This window comes from Streptomyces sp. NRRL F-5122 (genome assembly GCF_001507435.1).
Lineage (GTDB): Bacteria > Actinomycetota > Actinomycetes > Streptomycetales > Streptomycetaceae > Streptomyces > Streptomyces lannensis.
This window is the reverse complement of the sequence record NZ_LMWH01000128.1, coordinates 79,392-98,975: the sequence shown is the minus strand read 5'-3', so window position 1 is coordinate 98,975 and position 19,584 is coordinate 79,392. Positions and strand designations below refer to the sequence as shown.

The window sequence follows — 19,584 nt, the reverse complement described above, 5'->3', positions numbered from 1 at the left end:
AGGCGTACGTGACCACCATCGAAGAAGTCGTTCCCGTTCCCTCGCCGCGCGACGGCGGGACGGACGGCACCCCACTGCTCGAGGTGCGTGACCTGCACGTCGAGTTCCACACCCGTGAGGGCGTGGTCAAGGCCGTCAACGGCGTCAACTACAGCGTGAACGCCGGTGAGACGCTCGCGGTGCTCGGTGAGTCGGGCTCCGGCAAGTCCGTCACCGCCCAGGCGATCATGGGCATCCTCGACATGCCGCCGGCGAAGATCCCCCAGGGGGAGATCCGCTTCCGCGGCCAGGACATGCTGACCATGTCCGGTGAGGACCGCCGCAAGATCCGCGGACAGCGGATCGCCATGATCTTCCAGGACGCGCTCAGCTCCCTGAACCCGGTGCTGAGCGTCGGGTACCAGCTCGGCGAGATGTTCCGGGTCCACCAGGGCCTGTCCAAGAAGGAAGCCAAGGCCAAGGCGATCGAGCTGATGGACCGGGTGAAGATCCCGGCCGCGGCCGCCCGCGTGAACGACTACCCCCACCAGTTCTCGGGCGGTATGCGTCAGCGCATCATGATCGCGATGGCTCTGGCCCTGGAGCCGGACCTGATCATCGCCGACGAGCCCACCACGGCTCTCGACGTGACGGTCCAGGCGCAGGTCATGGATCTGCTCGCGGAACTCCAGCGCGAGTACAACATGGGCCTGATCCTCATCACCCACGACCTCGGCGTCGTCGCCGACGTCGCCGACAAGATCGCGGTGATGTACGCGGGCCGCATCGTGGAGCGTGCCCCGGTCCACGAGCTGTACAAGCGTCCCGCGCACCCGTACACGCGGGGTCTGCTGGACTCGATCCCGCGCCTGGACCAGAAGGGCCAGGAGCTGTACGCGATCAAGGGTCTGCCGCCCAACCTGCTGCGCGTCCCGAGCGGCTGCGCCTTCAACCCGCGCTGCCCCAAGGCCCAGGACGTGTGCCGCACCCAGGTTCCGGACCTGCTGCCGGTCACCGAGCAGGACGGCACCGAGCTGGTGGGCCGCGCCTCGGCATGCCACTTCTGGAAGGAGACGATCCATGGCTGAGCTCAGCAAGACCGACGAGCCGCAGGACGCCACGCCGAACGTCTCCGAGGTGGACGTCGTCGACGCGCGCACCGAGGAGGAAGCGGTCCACGCGATCGAGGCCCCCGTCGAGCGCGGCGAGCCGATCCTGCAGGTGCGCAACCTGAAGAAGCACTTCCCGCTCACCCAGGGGATCCTGTTCAAGCGGCAGATCGGTGCCGTCAAGGCGGTCGACGGTGTGTCCTTCGACCTGCACCAGGGCGAGACCCTGGGCATCGTGGGCGAGTCCGGCTGTGGCAAGTCCACGGTGGCCAAGCTCCTGATGAACCTGGAGCGGGCCACCGCGGGCGAGATCTTCTACAAGGGCCAGGACATCACCAAGCTGTCCGGGCGCGCATTGAAGGCCGTGCGCCGGAACATCCAGATGGTGTTCCAGGACCCGTACACCTCGCTCAACCCCCGTATGACGGTGGGCGACATCATCGGCGAGCCCTTCGACATCCACCCCGAGGTGGCGCCGAAGGGTGACCGGCGGCGCAAGGTCCAGGAACTCCTGGACGTCGTCGGCCTCAACCCCGAGTACATCAACCGCTACCCGCACCAGTTCTCCGGCGGTCAGCGCCAGCGCATCGGCATCGCCCGCGGCCTCGCGCTCAACCCGGAGATCATCATCTGCGACGAGCCGGTCTCCGCACTGGACGTGTCCGTCCAGGCGCAGGTCATCAACCTGATGGAGCGACTGCAGGACGAGTTCAACCTCTCCTACATCTTCATCGCGCACGACCTGTCGATCGTCCGGCACATCTCGGACCGTGTGGGCGTGATGTACCTCGGCAAGATCGCCGAGATCGGTTCGGACGAGCAGATCTACGATCACCCGACGCACCCCTACACGCAGGCGCTGCTCTCGGCGGTTCCCGTGCCGGACCCGGAGGCCCGTGAGGACCGCGAGCGGATCATCCTCACCGGTGACGTGCCGTCGCCGGCCAACCCGCCGTCCGGCTGCAGCTTCCGCACCCGTTGCTGGAAGGCGCAGGAGAGGTGTGCCTCGGAGGCTCCGCTCCTGGCGATTCCCGAGCGTTTCAAGGGCGCGGACTCGCCGGCGGCCCACGAGTCGGCCTGTCACTTCGCCGAGGAGAAGGACGTCGTCCACGCCGCCTGACCCCTGGTCGACCCCGGTTCCCGGCACGCCTCGTCCGAGGTGTGCCGGGAACCGGCGTTTCGGGGCCCGTACGACATCGCCGGGCCCCGGTGAATCGGTGGCCGGGGCGGGTCTAGGCGAGGTCTAGGCGGTCACGCCCGCCCGTGCCCAGTGGCAGGCGACCTGGGCCCCCGCCGCGCCGTCCAGCACCGCCAGGTCCCTGGTGCGGCATGCGTCCGCGACGCCCGCCGCCTCCGCCTCCCCGCCCGCCAGAATCTGGCAGCGGGCGTGGAAGCGGCAGCCGGTCGGGATGCGGGCCGGGTCCGGGGGCTCGCCGGTCAGGACCACCGGGGCGCCCGGAGCCTCCGGCAGCACCGACAGCAGCGCCTGGGTGTAGGGGTGACGGGGGGCCGTGAGCACCTGCTCCACGTCACCCGTCTCCACGATGCGGCCCAGGTACATGACCGCGACCCGGTCCGCGATGTTCCAGGCGAGACCCAGGTCGTGGGTCACCACCAGTGCGGACAGGCCCAGTTCGGCCCGCAGCCGCAGCAGCAGCGCGAGGATCTCGCCACGCACCGAGGCGTCCAGCGAGGCCACCGGCTCGTCGGCCACGATGAGTTCGGGTTCGAGGACCATCGCGCCCGCGATGACGACCCGCTGACGCTGGCCGCCGGAGAGCTCGTGCGGATACCGCAGGAAGAACCGCTCGGGCGGCCGGAGACCGGCCCGGTTCAGTGCCTCGGTGACGGCGGCCCGCTCGTCACCTCCGTGACCGTGGATGCGCAGCCCCTCGGCCACCGCGTCGTAGACCGTGTGCCGAGGGTTCAGCGAACCGCTCGGGTCCTGGAGGACCAGCTGGACCCGTTTCCGGTACGCCTTCAGGGCACGGGAGGAGTAGTCGAGCGGCGTTCCGTCGAACGTGACGCGTCCCGCGGTCGGGGGGACCAGGCCGAGCAGGGAACGAGCCAGCGTCGTCTTGCCGCACCCCGACTCGCCGACCAGCGCCACGATCTCGCCGGGCCGGATCTGCAGGTCCACGCCGTCCACCGCCCGGGCGGGCGGCATGCCGTGCCGGCCGGGAAAGGTGACGTGCAGGCCCTCGACACTGATCAGTGGGGCGGTCGTCATGAGGTGCTGCTCCTCACGTCTGCTTCCTCCTCGGTCACCGCGCTGTCCGGCGCCACGTGTACGCAGGCCGCCCGCCGCCGCTCTCCCGCCTCCCGCAGGGCCTGGTCCTCAGTGGCGCAGACGTCCAGCACGACCGGACAGCGGGGATGGAAGGCGCACCCGGACGACAGGGCCGCGGGGTCCGGCGGATCGCCCGGCAGTCCGCGGGGCGCGAACCGCGACGCAGGGTCGCCGATCCTCGGGAACGCCTCCGACAGCGCCCTGCCGTAGGGGTGGCGGGCGTCGTCGTAGACCTGCCGCGCGGGCCCCTCCTCGACCACCCGTCCCGCGTACATCACGGCCAGGCGGTCACAGGTGTCGGCGAGAACCGCGAGATCGTGGCTGATCATGATCAGACCCAGGTCCTGATCGCTGACCAGACGCTCGATCAGACGCAGGATCTGGGCCTGGATCATCACGTCAAGCGCGGTGGTCGGCTCGTCGGCGACGATCAGGCGCGGGTCGCAGGCCAGCGCCATGGCGATCATCACGCGCTGCCGCTGACCGCCGGAGAGCTCGTGCGGGTAGGCGTTCGCACGCGCTGCGGGCAGGCCCACGTGCTCCAGGAGCTCGCCGGTCTTCCTTCTCGCGCCCGCCGCGGTCGCCTTGCGGTGCAGCAGGATGGGCTCGGCGATCTGGTCGCCGATGCGATGGACGGCGTTCAGGGAGTGCATCGCGCCCTGGAACACGATGGAGGCGCCGGCCCAGCGCACCGCGCGCACCCGGCCCCACTTCATCGTGAGCACGTCCTCGCCGTCGAGCAGGATCTCGCCGCCGATCCGCGTCCCGGGCGGCAGCAGCCGCAACAGTGCCAGCGCCAGCGTGGACTTGCCGCAACCCGACTCGCCCGCGACACCGAGCTTCTCGCCCGCGGCGAGGGAGAGGTCGACGCCCCGTACGGCGGCCGCGCCGCCCGGGTAGGTCACCTCGAGGTTCCTGACATCGAGCAGACTCAACGGGACACCCCCAGCCTGGGGTTGAGGACGGACTCGACCGCGCGCCCGCACAGCGTGAAAGCCAGGGCGACGATCGCGATGGCGATGCCCGGCGGCACGAGGTACCACCAGTCGCCCGAGCTGACCGCCCCCGCCTCCCTCGCGTCCTGCAGCAGCCCGCCCCAGGAGACGATCGTTGGGTCACCGAGCCCGAGGAACGCGAGCGTCGCCTCGGCTAGAATCGCGGTCGAGATGATCAGCGTCGTCTGGGCGAGCACCAGCGGCATGACGTTGGGCACCACATGGCGCGACATGATGTGCCAGTGGCCGCCGCCCAGCGCCTTCGCGCGCTCGATGTACGGCCGTGACTCGACGGCCAGTGTCTGCGCCCGCACCAGTCTCGCGGTCGTGGGCCAGGTCGTGACCCCGATCGCCAGGATGATCGTGCCGAGCGAGCGGGACATCACGGTGGCGAGCGCGATGGCGAGCACCAGCGTCGGCATCACCAGGAACCAGTCCGTGATCCGCATGATCACGGTGGCGTACCAGCCGCGGAAGTGCCCGGCGGTGACACCGATGAGCGCCCCGATGGCCACCGACAGCACGGCCGCGAGCAGTCCGACGAGCAGCGAGACGCGCGACCCCCAGACGACCAGACCGAGCAGGTTGCGCCCGAACTGGTCGGTGCCGAGCGGGAAATGGAGGCTGGGGCTCTCCAGCGGCTTTCCGGGGGCGTCCGTCACGCTCTGCACGTCGGAGCCGACCGTCAGCGGCGCGGTCAGGGCGACCAACGCGAAGAGCACCAGTGCGGCGAGCCCGAACAGGCCCGCGCGATGCGTGCGGTACTCCCGCCAGAAGCGGGCGGTGGCGGCGCGGCGCCGCTGCCGGGCGAGGGCACGGGGAGCGGCGGTCGTGGCGGTTTCGGCGGTCATCGGCCCACCCTGGGGTCGAGCAGCGGATAGAGCAGGTCGGCGAGGGTGTTCATCACGATCACCGCCGCCGCGAAGACGAAGAACAGGCCCTGCACGAGCGGCAGGTCGGGCACGCTCAGCGCCTGGTAGAACAGCCCGCCGAGACCCGGCCAGGAGAAGACGGTCTCCACCAGGATGACGCCGGCGACGGTACGGCCCAGATTGACGAAGACCAGCGTCACGGTCGGCAGCAGCGCGTTCGGGACGGCGTGCCGGCGCCGTACGAGATCGTCCCTGAGGCCCTTGGCGCGCGCGGTCGTCAGATAGTCGCTGCCCATTTCGTCGAGCAGCGCCGACCGGGTGACGAGCAGCGTCTGCCCGTACTCCACCGCCACCAGGGTGACGACCGGCAGGACGAGGTGGTGGGCGACGTCCAGGACGTAGGCGAAGCCCTCCTTGCCGCCCGATTCCATGCCGCCGGTCGGGAACAGCCCCGGGACGGGGCCCACCCCGACGGACAGCACGATGATCAGGAGCAGCCCCAGCCAGAAGGACGGGATCGAGTAGAGGGTCAGGGCCAGACCGGTGTTGAGACGATCGCCCAGTCTGCCGTGCCGCCAGGCCGAGCGGGTGCCGAGGTAGACGCCGAGTGCGGTGTACAGGACGAAGGCCGTGCCGGTGAGCAGCAGGGTGTTGGGCAGGGCTTCGGTGATCTTGTCGAGGACGGGCGCCCGGAACTGGTACGAGGTCCCGAGGTCGCCGGTCAGCGCCTTGCCGCAGTAGTCCGTGAACTGCTGCCACAGCGGCAGGTCGAGCCCGAACTCCCGCCGGTAGGCGGCGATCTGCTGGGCCGAGACCGGGCGCCCTCCGGTCATGAACTTCACCGGGTCGCCGGGGATCAGCCGGAAGAGGAAGAAGCTGGTGACGAGGACGGCGAGCAGGGAGACGGCGGCGCCCGTCAGCTTGCCCGCCACATAGCGCAGATACGCGGTGGTGGTACGCGCGCGTGGCCCGCGGCCCGCCGCGGACCCGGTGTCTCCCGGGTCTGCGGCGGGCCCCTCGACCAGCGCGGGTGTCGCTTCAGCGGTCATGAGCACTCACTCGGTCGGTGGCCGGCCGGACTATTCGCGGTCTTCGGCGGTGACCCGGCGGCGCATCGCAAAGACCACCGCGAGGCCGACGAGGACGACGACGCCCGCGACGATTCCGATGATGACGCCCGTGGACGTGGACTCGCCCGAAGAGTCACCGGAGTTCGCCGGAACGGCTGACCACCAGCTCCAGTAGCCGTCCTGGCCGTAGATGTTGCCCGCCGCGGACGGCATGGTCGTGATCGACTTGATCTGGTCCGTGCGATAGGCCTCGACCGCGTTCGGGTAGGCCATGACGTTCATGTACCCCAGGTCGTACAGCCGCGACTCCAGCTGCTTCACGAGGTCCGCCCGCTTGGCCGGGTCGTACTCCGCGAGCTGCCGTGCGTAGAGGTCGTCGTACTCCTTGTCGCAGATGAAGTTGTCGGTGGCGCCGGTGTCCTTGGGAGTGGCCGGGAGCGCACCACAGGTGTGGATGGAGAGCACGAAGTCGGGGTCGGGATTGACCGACCAGCCGTCGAACGCGAGGTCGTAGGTGCCCGCGAGCCAGGGATCGGTCACATTGTCCAGGCAGTTGAGCGTGACTCCGATGCCGAGCTTCCCCCACCATTCCTGGAGGTACTTGCCGACCGCCTTGTCGTTGGGATCGGTGGCATGGCACAGGACGCGGTAGTTCAGCGGCTTGCCGTTCTTGCCGACACGCTTGCCGTCGGCGTTCTTCTTGTAGCCCGCCTGATCGAGGAGCCGGCCCGCCGCGGCGGGATCGTAGGCGAGCTCCTGGCCGGCCGTCGGCTGCCAGAAGTACGTCGAGAAGCGCGGCGGGATGTAGCCCTTGCCCTCGACGGCATGGCCCTGGAAGACCTTGTCGATCACGGCCTTGCGGTCGACCGCCATGAACAGCGCGTGGCGTACCCGCTCATCCAGCAGGGACGGGTCGCCGTCACCGAACTTGCTGCCGTCCTTCGCCTGTGCGCCCGGATTGGTGGCGATGGCGTAGAAGCGGCGCCCCGGCCCCTCGTTGACGTGGATGTTCTTGTCGCCCTTGAGGGAGGCCGCCTGGGCGGGCGTCAACGAGGGCGAACCGGCGACGAAGGAGACCTCGCCCTTGCGCAGGGCGGCCACCGCCGCGTCCTGGTCCTTGTAGTACCGGAAGACGAGCTCGTCGAACTTCGGTGCTCCGCGCCAGAAGCTCTTGTTGGGCTTCAGACGCACATAGCTGTCGGGCTTGTAGTCGGTGAGCACGAACGGCCCGTCGCCGACGATGGGAAAGCTCTTGTCGTTGTTGAACTTCGAGAAGTCCTTGACGCTCTCCCAGACGTGCTTGGGCACGATCGGCACGTCGAGCGCGGTCATCGTGGCCTGAGGCTTCTTCAGCTCGATGACCAGCTTGGTGGCGCTGGGTGCCGTCACCTTCTCGAAGTTGGTGACGAAGCTGCCGTTGGCGGTGGCGGCGCCCTCGTCGGACATCATCTTGTTGAACGTCCAGGCCGCGTCCTCGGCGGTGACCTGCTTCCCGTCCGACCACTTGGAGTTGGACCGGATGGTGTACGTCCAGGTCAGCTTGTCCGGCGACGACTCCCACTTGGTGGCCAGACCGGGGATGACGTGGGCGTCCTTGGGGTCGTAGTTGGTCAGGTACTCGTACGTCAGCCGGTGGATGCTCGTACTGACCAGACGACTTGCGAGGAACGGGCTGAGTGAGTCGACGCTCTGGGCGACCGCCACGGTCAGGACCGTCTTGTCCTTCGCCACCGCCTGTTGGGGGGCGGGGGCGAGCGATGTCGCGACGGCGGCCGAGAGTGTCAGGGCGGCGGCCAGGAACCGATATGTACGGGGTGATCTGCCCGGGCTTCGGCGCCCAGAGCCGTGCTCGTTGTGCGTGCTCATGGTCGTGACCTCGCGTCATGTGGTGCACGGGTACAGCTCGTTGGACTGGCCCGATCGGGTCGGATCGGGGGGTGGAGGCGGCAGGGTGAAGCCGTGTCTATCAGTGGCGGTCTGCACGCGTCAACGGCACGTGAATACCGCGTGGCCTGCGGAAACGCCGCGTTGACGGCCGGGCTGGAGCCATTGGTTTATACCTGTGATGCCCCCCTGGTGGGAGCCTGGCGAAACGATCGTGCAGACCGCCCGGCGCAGGTGCCGGGGACGGGGGACGCGCGGATCGGCCGAGCCGCGGACCGGGCACCGCGGGGAGTCCGGCGGAGTGCTACCGGCCGCCGGGCCGTGCGACGGTGATGATCTCGGGGCTGGTCGGAGTGAGGGGACTCCGCTCCCAGTCCCCGTACTGCTCGAGCACGGTGAGCCCGGCCCCGTTCAGGAACCGTGACAGGGTGCCCTGTTCGAGGAAGCGCAGTGTGCCCCGGCTGATCCGCGGGCGTTCCCATGCGGTGCCGTCGAAGGTCGAGGTGTACGTGACCCGGTCTCCGCGCACCGGCGTCTCCACGTGGTGCCGGACGCTCACGACACCCCTGTCGCCGAGCTCCGCCTCGTGGACGTGGTCCGAGGTCCACGACTCCCAGGCCCGGGCCCCCGGGTTGCGGGTCTCGAAGACGAACCGCCCGTCGGGGGCGAGGGCTTCGCGCACCCCGTCGAGACAACTCTCCAACTCTCCGTCGCCGACGAGCTCCTGAAAGGCGTGTCCGGTCATCACCACCAGATCGAAGGCGTTGTGCCACCGATGCGAGCGGAAGTCGCCGAGCACCCACTCGACACCGGGTACCCGTCGGCGTGCCTGGACGAGCATCGCGGCGGCGGGATCGAGTCCGCACAGCCGACCGTCGTGCCCGTTCTCCCGGGCCCGCGCCAGCAGCACGCCGGTCCCGCACCCGACGTCCAGAACACGCCGCGCGGACATCACAAGTCCCAGGTAGAAGTCGTGACTTGGACCCCACGGATTGAGGGCGTCGTACAGTCCGGCGAGGGCGGCATCGGAGAACGCGCGGTCGGCCATTCTGACAGCTTCTCAGCTACGAGCCGGGTTCGGGCGGACTGTACGCGATCTTTATCGATCGTGAGCAGTTACGTGGTCCTCGTGTCAACCGGGCGCAAACATGCTTCCGGATCCGCGTCCCCGGGGTCGGCGGAGGGGGGTGTCGGGCGGCGATCGCGGGCGGCCCGCGCTCCCGGTCGGCCGTCGGCCCGCCGCCGATGTGCCGCGCCGGCCGGGGCGGCACGGAGGGGGTCCACCGCCGGGCGGGCCGGCGTGCGGTGACACCGGCACGCCGGGCACGCCCAGGTGCCCATCGGGGCGTGCCTGCCATCCGGATGACGTCCGGTCCTCAGGGGTGGCGTGCGGGAGTGATATGTCCGCTGAATGCTGATATGGACCGATGACGTGCAGCGCTATGGCGCTGGAGGTACGGCCCACTCCGAGGAGGCACCCCATGCGTGGAGCCAGGCACGCACTGTGGGCGGCGTGTGCGGCTGCGGCGGTCCTCCCGGCGGCCGGCTGCGGCGGTGGCGGGAGCGGCGCCGGTGGTCCCGAGGTGTTCAGCGCCTCCTGGGGTGATCCGCAGAACCCGCTGGAGCCCGCCAACACCAACGAGGTCCAGGGCGGCAAGGTCCTCGACATGCTCTTCCGCGGACTGATGCGCTACAACCCGAGGACCGGTGCGGCCGAGAACATGCTCGCGCAGCGCATCGAGACCTCGGACTCGCAGAACTTCACCGTCACCGTCAAGGACGGCTGGACGTTCAGCAACGGGGAGCCCGTCACGGCCAGGTCCTTCGTCGATGCCTGGAACTACGGCGCCGATCTGAAGAACAACCAGAAGAACGCATACTTCTTCGGATACATCGAGGGGTACGACAGGGTGCACCCGGAGACCGGCACCCCGACGGCCCACACCCTCTCCGGGCTCAAGGTGACCGGCCCCCGAACCTTCACGGTCAGACTCAACCAGAAGTTCTCGACATTCCCGGACACTCTGGGCTATGCGGCTTTCGCCCCGCTGCCCAGGGCGTTCTTCGACGACCACGCGGCCTGGGTGAAGAGACCGGTCGGCAACGGCCCGTATCTGATCAAGTCCTACACCAGGGGCTTCATGATGTCGCTCAGGAAGTGGAACAGGTACCCGGGCCAGGACAAGGCGCAGAACAACGGGGTGGACCTACAGGTCTACACCGACAGCAACACCGCCTACACGGATCTGCTGGCCGGGAACCTGGACCTCGTCGACGACGTGCCCGCCCCGCAGCTGAAGTTCATCAGGACCGATCTGGACGGCCGGTACATCAACGCCCCGGCCGGCATCATCCAGACGCTCGCCTTCCCGTACTACGACCCCTCGTGGAACAAGCCCGGGACGGCGAAGGTCCGTACGGGCCTGTCCATGGCGATCAACCGGGACCAGATCACGGACACGATCTTCCAGAAGACCCGTACGCCGGCCACCGACTGGACCTCCCCGGTGCTCGGCACGGAAGGCGGCTTCCAGGACGGTCTGTGCGGTGACGCCTGCCGGTACGACCCGGTCCGGGCAAGGAAGCTGGTCCGGGAGGGCGGCGGGTTGCCCGGCGGCCAGGTCAGGATCACCTACAACGCGGACAGCGGCTCGCACAAGGAGTGGGTGGACGCCGTGTGCAACTCCATCAACAACGCCCTCGGCAACGACAAGGCCTGCGTCGGCAACCCGGTCGGCACCTTCGCCGACTTCCGCAACCAGATCGGCCGGCGCAGGATGCCGGGGCCGTTCCGGGCGGGCTGGCAGATGGACTACCCGCTGATCCAGAACTTCCTGCAGCCGCTCTACTACACCAACGCCTCCTCCAACGACGGCGCGTGGTCGAACAAGGACTTCGACAAGCTCGTCGACCGGGCGAACGCGGAGAGCGACCGGGCCGCGGCCGTGAAGCTGTTCCAGCAGGCCGAGGGGGTCGTACGGGACAACATGGCCGCCATCCCGCTCTGGTACCAGAACGGCAGCGCGGGCTATTCGCCGCGCCTGTCCCATGTGGCGCTCAACCCGTTCAGCGTGCCCGTCTACAACGAGATCAAGGTCGGCTGAGCCACCCGGCTGCCCGCTACCTCCGGAGGCCCCCATGGGACGGTACGTCGTCCGGCGTCTGCTGCAGATGATTCCGGTCTTCGTCGGCGCCACGCTGCTGATCTTCCTGATGGTGAACGTGATGGGAGACCCCATCGCGGGCCTGTGCGGTGAGCGCCGGTGCGACCCCGCCACAGCGGCCCAGCTGCGCCACGAGTTCGGCCTCGACAGGCCCGTGTGGCAGCAATACGCGACCTACATGGGGAACGTCTTCACCGGTGACTTCGGCACGGCCTTCAACGGTCAGCGGGTCACCGAGCTCATGGCGACCGCCTTCCCCGTCACCATCCGGCTCACCGTCGTGGCGATCCTCTTCGAGATCGTCGTCGGGATCGTGCTCGGGGTGGTCACCGGGCTGCGCCGCGGGCGGCCCGTCGACACGACGGTGCTGCTGCTGACCCTCGTCGTGATCTCGGTGCCGACGTTCGTCACCGGGCTGCTGCTCCAGTTGCTGCTGGGCGTCACATGGGGCTGGATCCGGCCCTCCGTCTCCCCGCAGGCCGCCTTCGGCGAGCTGATCGTGCCCGGTCTGGTGCTGGCGTCCGTCTCCCTCGCCTACGTCACCCGGCTGACCCGGACCTCCATCGCCGAGAACAAGCGCTCCGACTACGTCCGTACGGCCGTCGCCAAGGGGCTGCCGCGTCATCGGGTGATCACCCGGCATCTGCTGCGCAACTCGCTCATCCCCGTCGTCACCTTCATCGGAACCGACATCGGCGCCCTCATGGGCGGCGCCATCGTCACCGAGCGGATCTTCAACATCCACGGGGTGGGCTACCAGCTCTACCAGGGGATCCTCCGGCAGAACACACAGACGGTGGTCGGCTTCGTGACCGTCCTCGTGCTCGTCTTCCTGATCGCCAACCTGCTCGTCGACCTCCTGTACGCCGTACTCGACCCGAGGATCCGCTATGCCTGAACAGTCCCACGAGCCCGAGGGAGCCATCGCCGGGACCGGTATGGGCGGCGGGATGGACCTCGCCACGAGCGAGGCGACCACCCTCGAGAAGACACCGGGAGGCCCCCAGGGCACCGGTCCGGCGGCCAGGCCGCGCAGTCTGTGGTCCGACGCCTGGCGCGACCTGCGCCGCAATCCGGTCTTCGTCGTCTCCGCCCTGTTGATCCTCTTTCTCGTCGTCATCTCGGTCCGGCCGTCCCTGATCACCTCGGGAAACCCGCTCCAGTGCGAACTCGCCCGCTCCCAGGAGGGCGCACGGGCCGGGCACCCGTTCGGCTTCGACGGCCAGGGGTGCGACGTCTACACCCGCACCGTGTACGGTGCCCGCGCCTCGGTCACCGTCGGGGTCTGCGCCACGCTCGGCGTGGCGCTGCTGGGGTCGGTCCTGGGCGGGCTCGCCGGTTTCTTCGGCGGCGCATGGGACGCGATCCTGTCCCGGACCACCGACGTCTTCTTCGCCATCCCGGTCGTCCTCGGCGGTCTGGTCCTCCTCTCCGTGGTGACCAGCAACACGGTCTGGCCGGTCGTCGGGTTCATGGTGCTGCTCGGCTGGCCGCAGATCTCCCGCATCGCCCGGGGGTCGGTCATCACCGCCAAGCAGAACGACTACGTCCAGGCGGCGCGCGCCCTCGGCGCCTCCAACTCCCGCATCCTCCTGCGCCACATCGCGCCCAACGCGGTCGCGCCCGTGATCGTGGTGGCCACCATCGCGCTCGGCACCTACATCGCGCTCGAGGCGACCCTGTCGTACCTGGGCGTCGGGCTGAAACCGCCGAGCGTGTCGTGGGGGATCGACATCTCCGCCGCCTCGCCCTACATCCGCAACGCCCCCCACGCGCTGCTGTGGCCGTCCGGCGCCCTCGCCGTCACCGTGCTCGCGTTCATCATGCTCGGCGACGCCGTGCGCGACGCCCTCGACCCCAAGCTGAGGTGAGCGCCGTGCTGCTCGAAGTGCGCGATCTGCACGTGGAGTTCCGGACCAGGGACGGGATCGCCAAGGCGGTCAACGGCGTCAGCTACGCCGTGGACGCCGGCGAGACCCTGGCCGTGCTCGGCGAGTCCGGCTCCGGGAAGTCCGTCACCGCACAGGCCGTCATGGGCATCCTCGACTCGCCGCCGGGCCGGATCACCGGCGGCGAAGTCCTCTTCCAGGGGCAGGATCTGCTCACCCTGAGGGAAGGCGAGCGGCGCAGGATCCGCGGCGCCCGGATGGCCATGATCTTCCAGGACGCGCTGTCCGCCCTCAACCCCGTGCTCACCGTGGGCGCCCAGCTCGCCGAGATGTTCGTCGTGCACCGGGGGATGTCGGCGAAGGACGCCCGCGCCAGGGCCGTGGAGCTGATGGACCGGGTGCGGATCCCGGCCGCCGCGCAGCGCGTGCGCGACTATCCCCACCAGTTCTCCGGCGGTATGCGCCAGCGCATCATGATCGCCATGGCGCTGGCGCTGGAGCCCGCGCTGATCATCGCGGACGAGCCCACCACCGCCCTGGACGTCACCGTCCAGGCCCAGGTCATGGATCTGCTCGCCGAGTTGCAGCGCGAGTACCGCATGGGTCTGATCCTCATCACCCACGACCTCGGTGTCGTCGCGGACGTCGCGGACCGGATCGCCGTCATGTACGCGGGCCGGATCGTGGAATCGGCTCCCGTGCACGACATCTACAAGGCACCGGCCCACCCCTATACCCGGGGACTGCTCGACTCCATCCCGCGGCTCGACCAGAAGGGCAGACAACTCTACGCGATCAAGGGCCTGCCGCCGAACCTGATGGCCATCCCGCCCGGCTGCGCCTTCAATCCCCGCTGCCCCATGGCCCAGGACGTGTGCCGCACCGATGTGCCGCCGCTCTACGAGGTGGCCGGCGACCACGGGGGCGAGCGGGTGAGCGCCTGCCACTTCTGGAGGGAGTGCCTGCATGACCGGTCCTGAGCCGATCCTCGAGGTGAGCGGGCTGCTGAAGCACTACCCGCTCACCCGCGGAATCCTGTTCAAGAAACAGGTGGGTGCCGTCAAGGCGGTCGACGGGGTCGACTTCACCCTGGCCCGGGGGGAGACCCTGGGCATCGTCGGCGAGTCCGGCTGCGGGAAGTCGACGCTCGCCAGGCTGCTGGTCAACCTGGAGGCGCCGACCGCCGGTTCGATCCGTTACCGCGGCGAGGACATCACCAGGCTGTCCGGGCGGGCCCTGAAGGCCGTGCGGCGCAACATCCAGATGGTCTTCCAGGACCCTTACACCTCCCTCAACCCCCGGATGACCGTGGGGGACATCATCGGGGAGCCGTACGAGATCCATCCCGAGGCGGCGCCCAAGGGGGACCGGCGTCGGCGGGTGCGGGAACTGCTCGACGTGGTGGGGCTCAATCCCGAGTACATCAACCGCTACCCGCACCAGTTCTCCGGCGGCCAGCGTCAGCGCATCGGCATCGCGCGAGGGCTGGCGCTGCGTCCGGAGATCATCGTCGCCGACGAGCCGGTCTCCGCGCTCGACGTGTCCGTACAGGCGCAGGTGATCAACCTGCTGGCGACGCTCCAGGCCGAGTTCGGGCTGTCGTACGTCTTCATCGCGCACGACCTGTCGATCGTGCGGCACATCTCCGACCGGGTCGGGGTGATGTACCTCGGGCGGATCGTGGAGACCGGCAGGGACGCGGAGATCTACGACCACCCGACGCACCCCTACACACAGGCCCTGCTGTCCGCCGTCCCGGTGCCCGACCCCCGGGCGCGGGAGCACCGGGAGCGGATCATCCTGAGCGGTGACGTGCCGTCCCCGACGGACATCCCCTCCGGCTGCCGCTTCCGCACCCGCTGCTGGAAGGCCCGGGAGCGCTGCGCGCTGGAGGTGCCGCCGCTCGCGGTCCCCGAGGAGTTCCGGCTGACGACGGGACCGGCCGCACACGACTCGGCGTGCCACTTCGCGGAGGAGAAGCGGGTGGTGCCCCCCGAGGGACCGGCGGCGTCCGGGGACGAGCCACACACGGAGCCCGCATAGGCGGGTAAATGCACACAAAGGTCGTTAACAAGCAGGCAACTTCGTCGACGCCGTTCCGATATACGGACGCAGGACAGTGAACGACGTACGGCCGTGCGGGTGCCGTCAACGGGCCGGGGTGTACATGTCACCCCGGCCCGTTCTGCCGCGGCCGGTCCCAGCGCGCCGGGCCGGCGTGGTTCCTTTCGGCCCCCGGTGGCGTTGCGTCGCGGTGTCCGGTCAGCGGTCCCCGTGCTCCGGCTCCTGGGACTTCCCGTCGTCCGGCACGAGTCCCAGTGCGCGGCGCAGGAAGTCCAGTTGGAGCAGCAGCAGGTTCTCGGCGACGGTCTCCTGCGGGGTCATGTGGGTCACGCCGGACAGCGGCAGCACCTCGTGCGGGCGGCCCGCGGCCAGCAGGGCGGAGGACAGCCGCAGGGAGTGGGCCACCACCACGTTGTCGTCCGCCAGGCCATGGATGATCATCATCGGGCGCACCGGCTCCGCGGCTTCCACCAGGCCCGCGTCGTCGATCAGGGAGTTGCGGCGGTAGACCTCGGGCTGCCGTGCCGGGTGCCCCAGATAGCGCTCCTGGTAGTGGGTGTCGTACAGCCGCAGATCGGTGACCGGTGCGCCGACCACCGCCGCGTGGAACACATCGGGGCGGCGCAGGGCCGCGAGCGCCGCCAGATAGCCGCCGAAGGACCAGCCGCGGATCGCGACGCGGCTCAGATCCAGGGGGAAGTCGCCGGCGAGGGCGTGCAGCGCGTCGACCTGGTCCTCGAGCACGACCGCCGCCAGGTCTTCGTGCACCGACTTCTCCCAGGCGGGGGAGTGGCCCGGAGTGCCCCGCCCGTCCGCCACGATCACCGCGAAGCCCTGGTCGGCGAACCACTGCGAGGTGAGGTGCGGGTTGTGCGCGGCCACGACACGCTGCCCGTGCGGGCCCCCGTACGGGTCCAGGAGGACGGGGAGGGGGGTGTCACCGGAGTAGTCCGTAGGCATAAGCACGGCGCATGGGATTCGGCGTGCGCCCCCCTGTGTGAGCGTCACGCGCGGGGACAGACCGGGATGTTCCGCATGGGACGTCACGATCGCCGCCCTCTTGCCGTCGTGCAGCACCTGCGCCTGGGCGCCCGCACGGTCGAGCGTCGAGGAGACGAGCACGGTCACGCCGCCCGAACGTACCGCCGTGTGCACACCGGGCTCCTGCGAGACGCGTTCCATGCCGAGCTCGTTGACCCGGTACACATGGACCTCGCCGATCTCCGGATCGGTCGCCGCCTCGCCGGCCGACGCGGCCACGAGCACGTCGTCGGCCGTCACGTCGAGCACGGCCCGTACATGCAACTGGCCTCCCGTGAGCGGGCGTTCGCCCACCGTGAGTACCCGTGCGCCGCCCTCGTCGGCGATGCGCACCAGCTGTCCCGAGGGGCTCCAGCACGGGACACCGGGGAAAAGTTCCAGCCAATGTGGATCTTCATCCGCGTGCACCATCCGGGTCGCCCCGGTGTCCGGATCGACGGCCAGGAACAGCTGGCTGTGCTGGTCCCGCGCCTGCACCAGGATCAGCGGCGCACCGGCCGCTGACCAGTGCACTCGCGCCAGATACGGGTAGTGCGCCCGGTCCCAGACGACCTCCGTGCGTGCTCCGTCGAGGTCCACGACGAACAGGCGCACCTCCGCGTTGTCGGTGCCCGCCGCCGGATACGCGACCGGTTGCGGCTCCCTCTCCGGACGGGCCGGGTCGGAGATCCACCACCGGCGCACCGGCGTGTCGTCCGCGCGCGCGACGAGCAGCCGATCGGACGCGGGCGACCACCAGAAGCCCCGTGAACGCCCCATCTCCTCGGCCGCGACGAACTCGGCCAGCCCGTAGGTGACCGACTCCGACTCCGGTTCGGCCAGCACCCGGTCGCCCTCGCCCTCGGCGCCGACGACGCGCAGGGCGCCCCGGGCGACGTACGCGACGTGCCTTCCGTCGGGTGCCGGGCGCGGGTCGACCACCGGTCCGGGCACGGGCAGTTCCGATGCGGTGCCGGCCCGGAGTTCTGCCGTGAAAAGCCGCCCTGACAAGGCGAAAGACGCCAACTCGACGGCGTTGTCGGTGGCGTAGTCGACGATGCCGGCACCGCCCTCGCGGCTGCGTTCCCGGCGGGCTCGCTCCTCCGGCGGCAACTCCTCCTCGGCGCCGCTGAGGAGCGCGCCGGGATCGGCTGCCGGGCGTTCCGTGCCGCTCGCGAGGTCGAGGACCCACAGCTGGTGCGTGCGGTCCGCGCCGGACGCGGAGCGCAGGAACACGACGCGGGAACCGTCGGGTGCGACGGTGAAAGCACGCGGCGCGCCGAGCGTGAACCGCTGGGTCCGCGCGTGCCGTCGGGGGAAGGAAGCAGGCTCGGTCGTCATGCCCCGACCATATTGGCCATGCGCCCCCTTGTGCGGCCGTGCGCCGATCGATGCGCACGTACGGATAGTTATGATCACTACCGCATAGTGGGTATGAACCCGCTGGCATCCAGGTGGATTTATCTGCGTGGATTTGTCCGTACGGTTCACTGCCCCGACAGTCCGACTCCCGTGCCCTTGTGGATCCTTGGAGGTGAGCCGCCGTGGCACTCTCGATTTCGGCGGTGGTGCTGCTGGCGATCGTCGTCTTCCTTCTGATCAAGAAGTCAGGGCTGAAGGCAGGGCACGCGATCGTGTGCATGCTGCTCGGGTTCTATCTCGCCTCCTCGACCGTCGCCCCGACGATCAGCGAGTTGACGACGAACATCGCGGGGATGATCGGGAGCATCAAGTTCTGACCCGCTGATCCGCTGCCCGCGCACCCGCTGACCTCGGCCGGGGGAGGCGCGCGCCGGGCCGCCTCGTAGGGTGGAGGCCATGACGGATCTGCCCGACCGGCGTCTGCTCCTGGTGCACGCGCACCCGGACGACGAGTCGATCAACAACGGCGCGACCATGGCCAGGTACGCGGCCGAGGGCGCCCGGGTGACGCTGGTGACCTGCACCCTCGGTGAGGAGGGTGAGGTCATCCCGCCCTCCCTCGCCCGGCTCGCGCCCGACCGGGACGACGCGCTGGGCCCGCACCGCGCCGGCGAACTGGCCGCCGCCATGGCCGAGCTCGGCGTCACCGACCACCGCTTCCTCGGCGGTTCCGGCCGCTACCGCGACTCCGGGATGATGGGCGCCCCGCAGAACCACCGGCCCACCGCCTTCTGGGCCGCCGACCGCGACGAGGCGGCCGGTCACCTGGTGGCGGTCGTCCGGGAGGTGCGGCCCCAGGTCCTCGTCACCTACGATCCGAACGGCGGCTACGGCCACCCGGACCACATCCAGGCCCACCGCGTCGCCATGCGCGCCGCGGAGCTCGCCGCCGACCCCGGCTTCGGGCCGGACCTCGGCGCACCCTGGGACATCGCCAGGATCTACTGGAACCGTGTGCCCCGGCCGGTCGCGGAGGCCGCCTTCGCCCGGCTCGGCGAGGCGCTCGACAAGACACCCTTCGCCAAGGCGGGGACCGTCGAGGACATCCCCGGCGTGGTCGACGAGGCGGTGGTCACCACGGAGATCGACGGCGCGGCCTTCGCCGCCGCGAAGGCCGCGGCGATGCGGGCGCACGCCACCCAGATCGAGGTCGCCGAGCCGTGGTTCGCCCTCTCCAACGCCCTCGCGCAGCCCCTGTTCACGACCGAGTACTACGAGTTGGCGCGCGGCGAGCGGCGTGAAACGGTGCTTCCATCGGCCGGGAACCGGAGAAGTGCCGGCGCCCGCGAGACGGACCTGTTCCAGGGAGTGACCCCATGATGTCCGACGGCAAGCAGACGAGTGCGCTCGCCCAGCCGCTGAGGCCGCCCTCGATCGGTCGGACCGCCGCCTGGCTGGGCCTGTTCCTGCTCGGTGCGCTGGCCGGAGCGGCGGGTGCGCTCGTGCAGTCCGGGTGGTTCCCCGGCGGGTTGCTGCTCGCGCTCGTGGGCGCGGCCGGAGTCTTCGTCGGCGGCGGGAAGGCCATCGGGACGCGTGCGGGGGCCGTCGCGCCCGCCGCGGGCTGGGTGGTCGCCGTCATCCTGCTCACCGCCAGCCGTCCCGAGGGGGACTTCCTGTTCGGTGCCGGCGTCGGTTCGTATCTCTTCCTGCTCGGCGGAATGGCCGTCGCTGTGATCTGCGCCACCCTGGCCCAGGGGCGGCAAACGGGCGGACCGGGCGTCCGACTTGGCAAGTGACGTACCGGTTCGTCGTCCGGGGCGCGGGATGCCCTCCGGGAAAACGGTGGGCGCGCGTGGGGGTCCCGTGCGGGTTTCCCCAGCGGGCGC

Annotated in this window: 17 protein-coding genes; 10 read left to right on the top strand and 7 right to left on the bottom strand. The window is 69.9% G+C overall.

Going from position 1 to position 19,584, the window contains the following annotated elements; translation table 11 throughout:
* The first annotated feature begins 8 nt into the window (after positions 1 to 8).
* Together ADL25_RS15965 and ADL25_RS15960 are read left to right on the top strand one after the other, a co-directional pair.
* Complete coding sequence (locus ADL25_RS15965; RefSeq protein WP_059128392.1) at positions 9 to 1,067, top strand: ABC transporter ATP-binding protein; 1,059 nt, start codon at positions 9 to 11, stop codon at positions 1,065 to 1,067.
* Positions 1,060 to 2,208, top strand: a complete 1,149-nt coding sequence (locus tag ADL25_RS15960) for an ABC transporter ATP-binding protein (RefSeq protein WP_059128391.1) — start codon at positions 1,060 to 1,062, stop codon at positions 2,206 to 2,208. Before ADL25_RS15965 ends, ADL25_RS15960 begins: the two co-directional genes overlap by 8 nt.
* Before the next feature lie 123 nt (positions 2,209 to 2,331).
* Here the strand turns inward: ADL25_RS15960 and ADL25_RS15955 are convergent, their stop codons facing one another.
* The 6 genes from ADL25_RS15955 to ADL25_RS15930 all read right to left on the bottom strand — a co-directional run bounded on the left by ADL25_RS15955 (position 2,332) and on the right by ADL25_RS15930 (position 9,247).
* Positions 2,332 to 3,318: an ABC transporter ATP-binding protein gene (locus ADL25_RS15955; protein ID WP_059128390.1), complete on the bottom strand. Its 987-nt coding sequence runs from the start codon at positions 3,316 to 3,318 to the stop codon at positions 2,332 to 2,334.
* Positions 3,315 to 4,313 carry an ABC transporter ATP-binding protein gene (locus ADL25_RS15950; protein ID WP_059128389.1) on the bottom strand — a complete coding sequence of 333 codons (999 nt, stop codon included), beginning with the start codon at positions 4,311 to 4,313 and terminating at the stop codon, positions 3,315 to 3,317. Before ADL25_RS15950 ends, ADL25_RS15955 begins: the two co-directional genes overlap by 4 nt.
* A complete protein-coding gene (locus ADL25_RS15945) occupies positions 4,310 to 5,224 on the bottom strand; it encodes an ABC transporter permease (protein WP_059128388.1) in 915 nt (304 codons plus the stop codon). The genes ADL25_RS15950 and ADL25_RS15945 overlap by 4 nt, the downstream gene beginning before the upstream one ends.
* Positions 5,221 to 6,294: an ABC transporter permease gene (locus ADL25_RS15940; protein WP_107116623.1), complete on the bottom strand. Its 1,074-nt coding sequence runs from the start codon at positions 6,292 to 6,294 to the stop codon at positions 5,221 to 5,223. The genes ADL25_RS15945 and ADL25_RS15940 overlap by 4 nt, the downstream gene beginning before the upstream one ends.
* 30 nt (positions 6,295 to 6,324) lie before the next feature.
* On the bottom strand, positions 6,325 to 8,181 hold the full coding sequence (locus ADL25_RS15935; protein WP_059128387.1) for an ABC transporter substrate-binding protein: 1,857 nt from the start codon (positions 8,179 to 8,181) through the stop codon (positions 6,325 to 6,327).
* Positions 8,182 to 8,503: 322 nt separating this feature from the next.
* A complete protein-coding gene (locus ADL25_RS15930) occupies positions 8,504 to 9,247 on the bottom strand; it encodes a class I SAM-dependent methyltransferase (protein WP_059128386.1) in 744 nt (247 codons plus the stop codon).
* A 433-nt stretch (positions 9,248 to 9,680) separates the two neighbouring features.
* Between ADL25_RS15930 and ADL25_RS15925 the strand changes: the two genes are divergently transcribed.
* From ADL25_RS15925 to ADL25_RS15905, 5 genes are read left to right on the top strand one after another with little or no spacing between them, the layout of a single operon-like run.
* Positions 9,681 to 11,303, top strand: coding sequence for a peptide ABC transporter substrate-binding protein (locus ADL25_RS15925; RefSeq protein WP_059128385.1), 1,623 nt, complete (start codon positions 9,681 to 9,683; stop codon positions 11,301 to 11,303).
* A 34-nt stretch (positions 11,304 to 11,337) separates the two neighbouring features.
* Positions 11,338 to 12,261, top strand: a complete 924-nt coding sequence (locus ADL25_RS15920) for an ABC transporter permease (protein ID WP_059128384.1) — start codon at positions 11,338 to 11,340, stop codon at positions 12,259 to 12,261.
* Entirely contained in the window at positions 12,254 to 13,234 is a 981-nt protein-coding gene (locus ADL25_RS15915; protein ID WP_059128383.1) for an ABC transporter permease, read from the top strand. The genes ADL25_RS15920 and ADL25_RS15915 overlap by 8 nt, the downstream gene beginning before the upstream one ends.
* Positions 13,235 to 13,239: 5 nt before the next feature.
* Positions 13,240 to 14,232, top strand: a complete 993-nt coding sequence (locus ADL25_RS15910) for an ABC transporter ATP-binding protein (protein WP_059128433.1) — start codon at positions 13,240 to 13,242, stop codon at positions 14,230 to 14,232.
* Positions 14,219 to 15,295, top strand: coding sequence for an ABC transporter ATP-binding protein (locus ADL25_RS15905; RefSeq protein ID WP_059128382.1), 1,077 nt, complete (start codon positions 14,219 to 14,221; stop codon positions 15,293 to 15,295). Before ADL25_RS15910 ends, ADL25_RS15905 begins: the two co-directional genes overlap by 14 nt.
* Before the next feature lie 219 nt (positions 15,296 to 15,514).
* Here the strand turns inward: ADL25_RS15905 and ADL25_RS15900 are convergent, their stop codons facing one another.
* A complete protein-coding gene (locus ADL25_RS15900) occupies positions 15,515 to 17,677 on the bottom strand; it encodes a prolyl oligopeptidase family serine peptidase (RefSeq protein ID WP_059128381.1) in 2,163 nt (720 codons plus the stop codon).
* Between the two features lie 203 nt (positions 17,678 to 17,880).
* On the opposite strand from ADL25_RS15900, the gene ADL25_RS15895 reads away from it, so the two are divergent.
* From ADL25_RS15895 to ADL25_RS15885, 3 genes are all read left to right on the top strand, one after another.
* Positions 17,881 to 18,075: a hypothetical protein gene (locus ADL25_RS15895; RefSeq protein WP_059128380.1), complete on the top strand. Its 195-nt coding sequence runs from the start codon at positions 17,881 to 17,883 to the stop codon at positions 18,073 to 18,075.
* A gap of 79 nt (positions 18,076 to 18,154) precedes the next feature.
* Entirely contained in the window at positions 18,155 to 19,078 is a 924-nt protein-coding gene (gene mshB, locus ADL25_RS15890) for an N-acetyl-1-D-myo-inositol-2-amino-2-deoxy-alpha-D-glucopyranoside deacetylase (protein ID WP_059128379.1), read from the top strand.
* Entirely contained in the window at positions 19,078 to 19,494 is a 417-nt protein-coding gene (locus ADL25_RS15885; RefSeq protein WP_059128378.1) for a DUF6113 family protein, read from the top strand. Before mshB ends, ADL25_RS15885 begins: the two co-directional genes overlap by 1 nt.
* Positions 19,495 to 19,584 lie beyond the last annotated feature (90 nt).

Excerpts from the sequence above, each read along its gene's own strand:
- ADL25_RS15960 (WP_059128391.1), top strand. The coding sequence starts at position 1,060 with ATGGCTGAGCTCAGCAAGACCGACGAGCCGCAGGACGCCACGCCGAAC.
- ADL25_RS15930 (WP_059128386.1), bottom strand. The coding sequence starts at position 9,247 with ATGGCCGACCGCGCGTTCTCCGATGCCGCCCTCGCCGGACTGTACGAC.
- mshB (WP_059128379.1), top strand. The coding sequence starts at position 18,155 with ATGACGGATCTGCCCGACCGGCGTCTGCTCCTGGTGCACGCGCACCCG.
- ADL25_RS15955 (WP_059128390.1), bottom strand. The coding sequence starts at position 3,318 with ATGACGACCGCCCCACTGATCAGTGTCGAGGGCCTGCACGTCACCTTT.
- ADL25_RS15925 (WP_059128385.1), top strand. The coding sequence starts at position 9,681 with ATGCGTGGAGCCAGGCACGCACTGTGGGCGGCGTGTGCGGCTGCGGCG.
- ADL25_RS15905 (WP_059128382.1), top strand. The coding sequence starts at position 14,219 with ATGACCGGTCCTGAGCCGATCCTCGAGGTGAGCGGGCTGCTGAAGCAC.
- ADL25_RS15935 (WP_059128387.1), bottom strand. The coding sequence starts at position 8,181 with ATGAGCACGCACAACGAGCACGGCTCTGGGCGCCGAAGCCCGGGCAGA.
- ADL25_RS15920 (WP_059128384.1), top strand. The coding sequence starts at position 11,338 with ATGGGACGGTACGTCGTCCGGCGTCTGCTGCAGATGATTCCGGTCTTC.
- ADL25_RS15885 (WP_059128378.1), top strand. The coding sequence starts at position 19,078 with ATGTCCGACGGCAAGCAGACGAGTGCGCTCGCCCAGCCGCTGAGGCCG.
- ADL25_RS15900 (WP_059128381.1), bottom strand. The coding sequence starts at position 17,677 with ATGACGACCGAGCCTGCTTCCTTCCCCCGACGGCACGCGCGGACCCAG.
- ADL25_RS15940 (WP_107116623.1), bottom strand. The coding sequence starts at position 6,294 with ATGACCGCTGAAGCGACACCCGCGCTGGTCGAGGGGCCCGCCGCAGAC.
- ADL25_RS15915 (WP_059128383.1), top strand. The coding sequence starts at position 12,254 with ATGCCTGAACAGTCCCACGAGCCCGAGGGAGCCATCGCCGGGACCGGT.
- ADL25_RS15945 (WP_059128388.1), bottom strand. The coding sequence starts at position 5,224 with ATGACCGCCGAAACCGCCACGACCGCCGCTCCCCGTGCCCTCGCCCGG.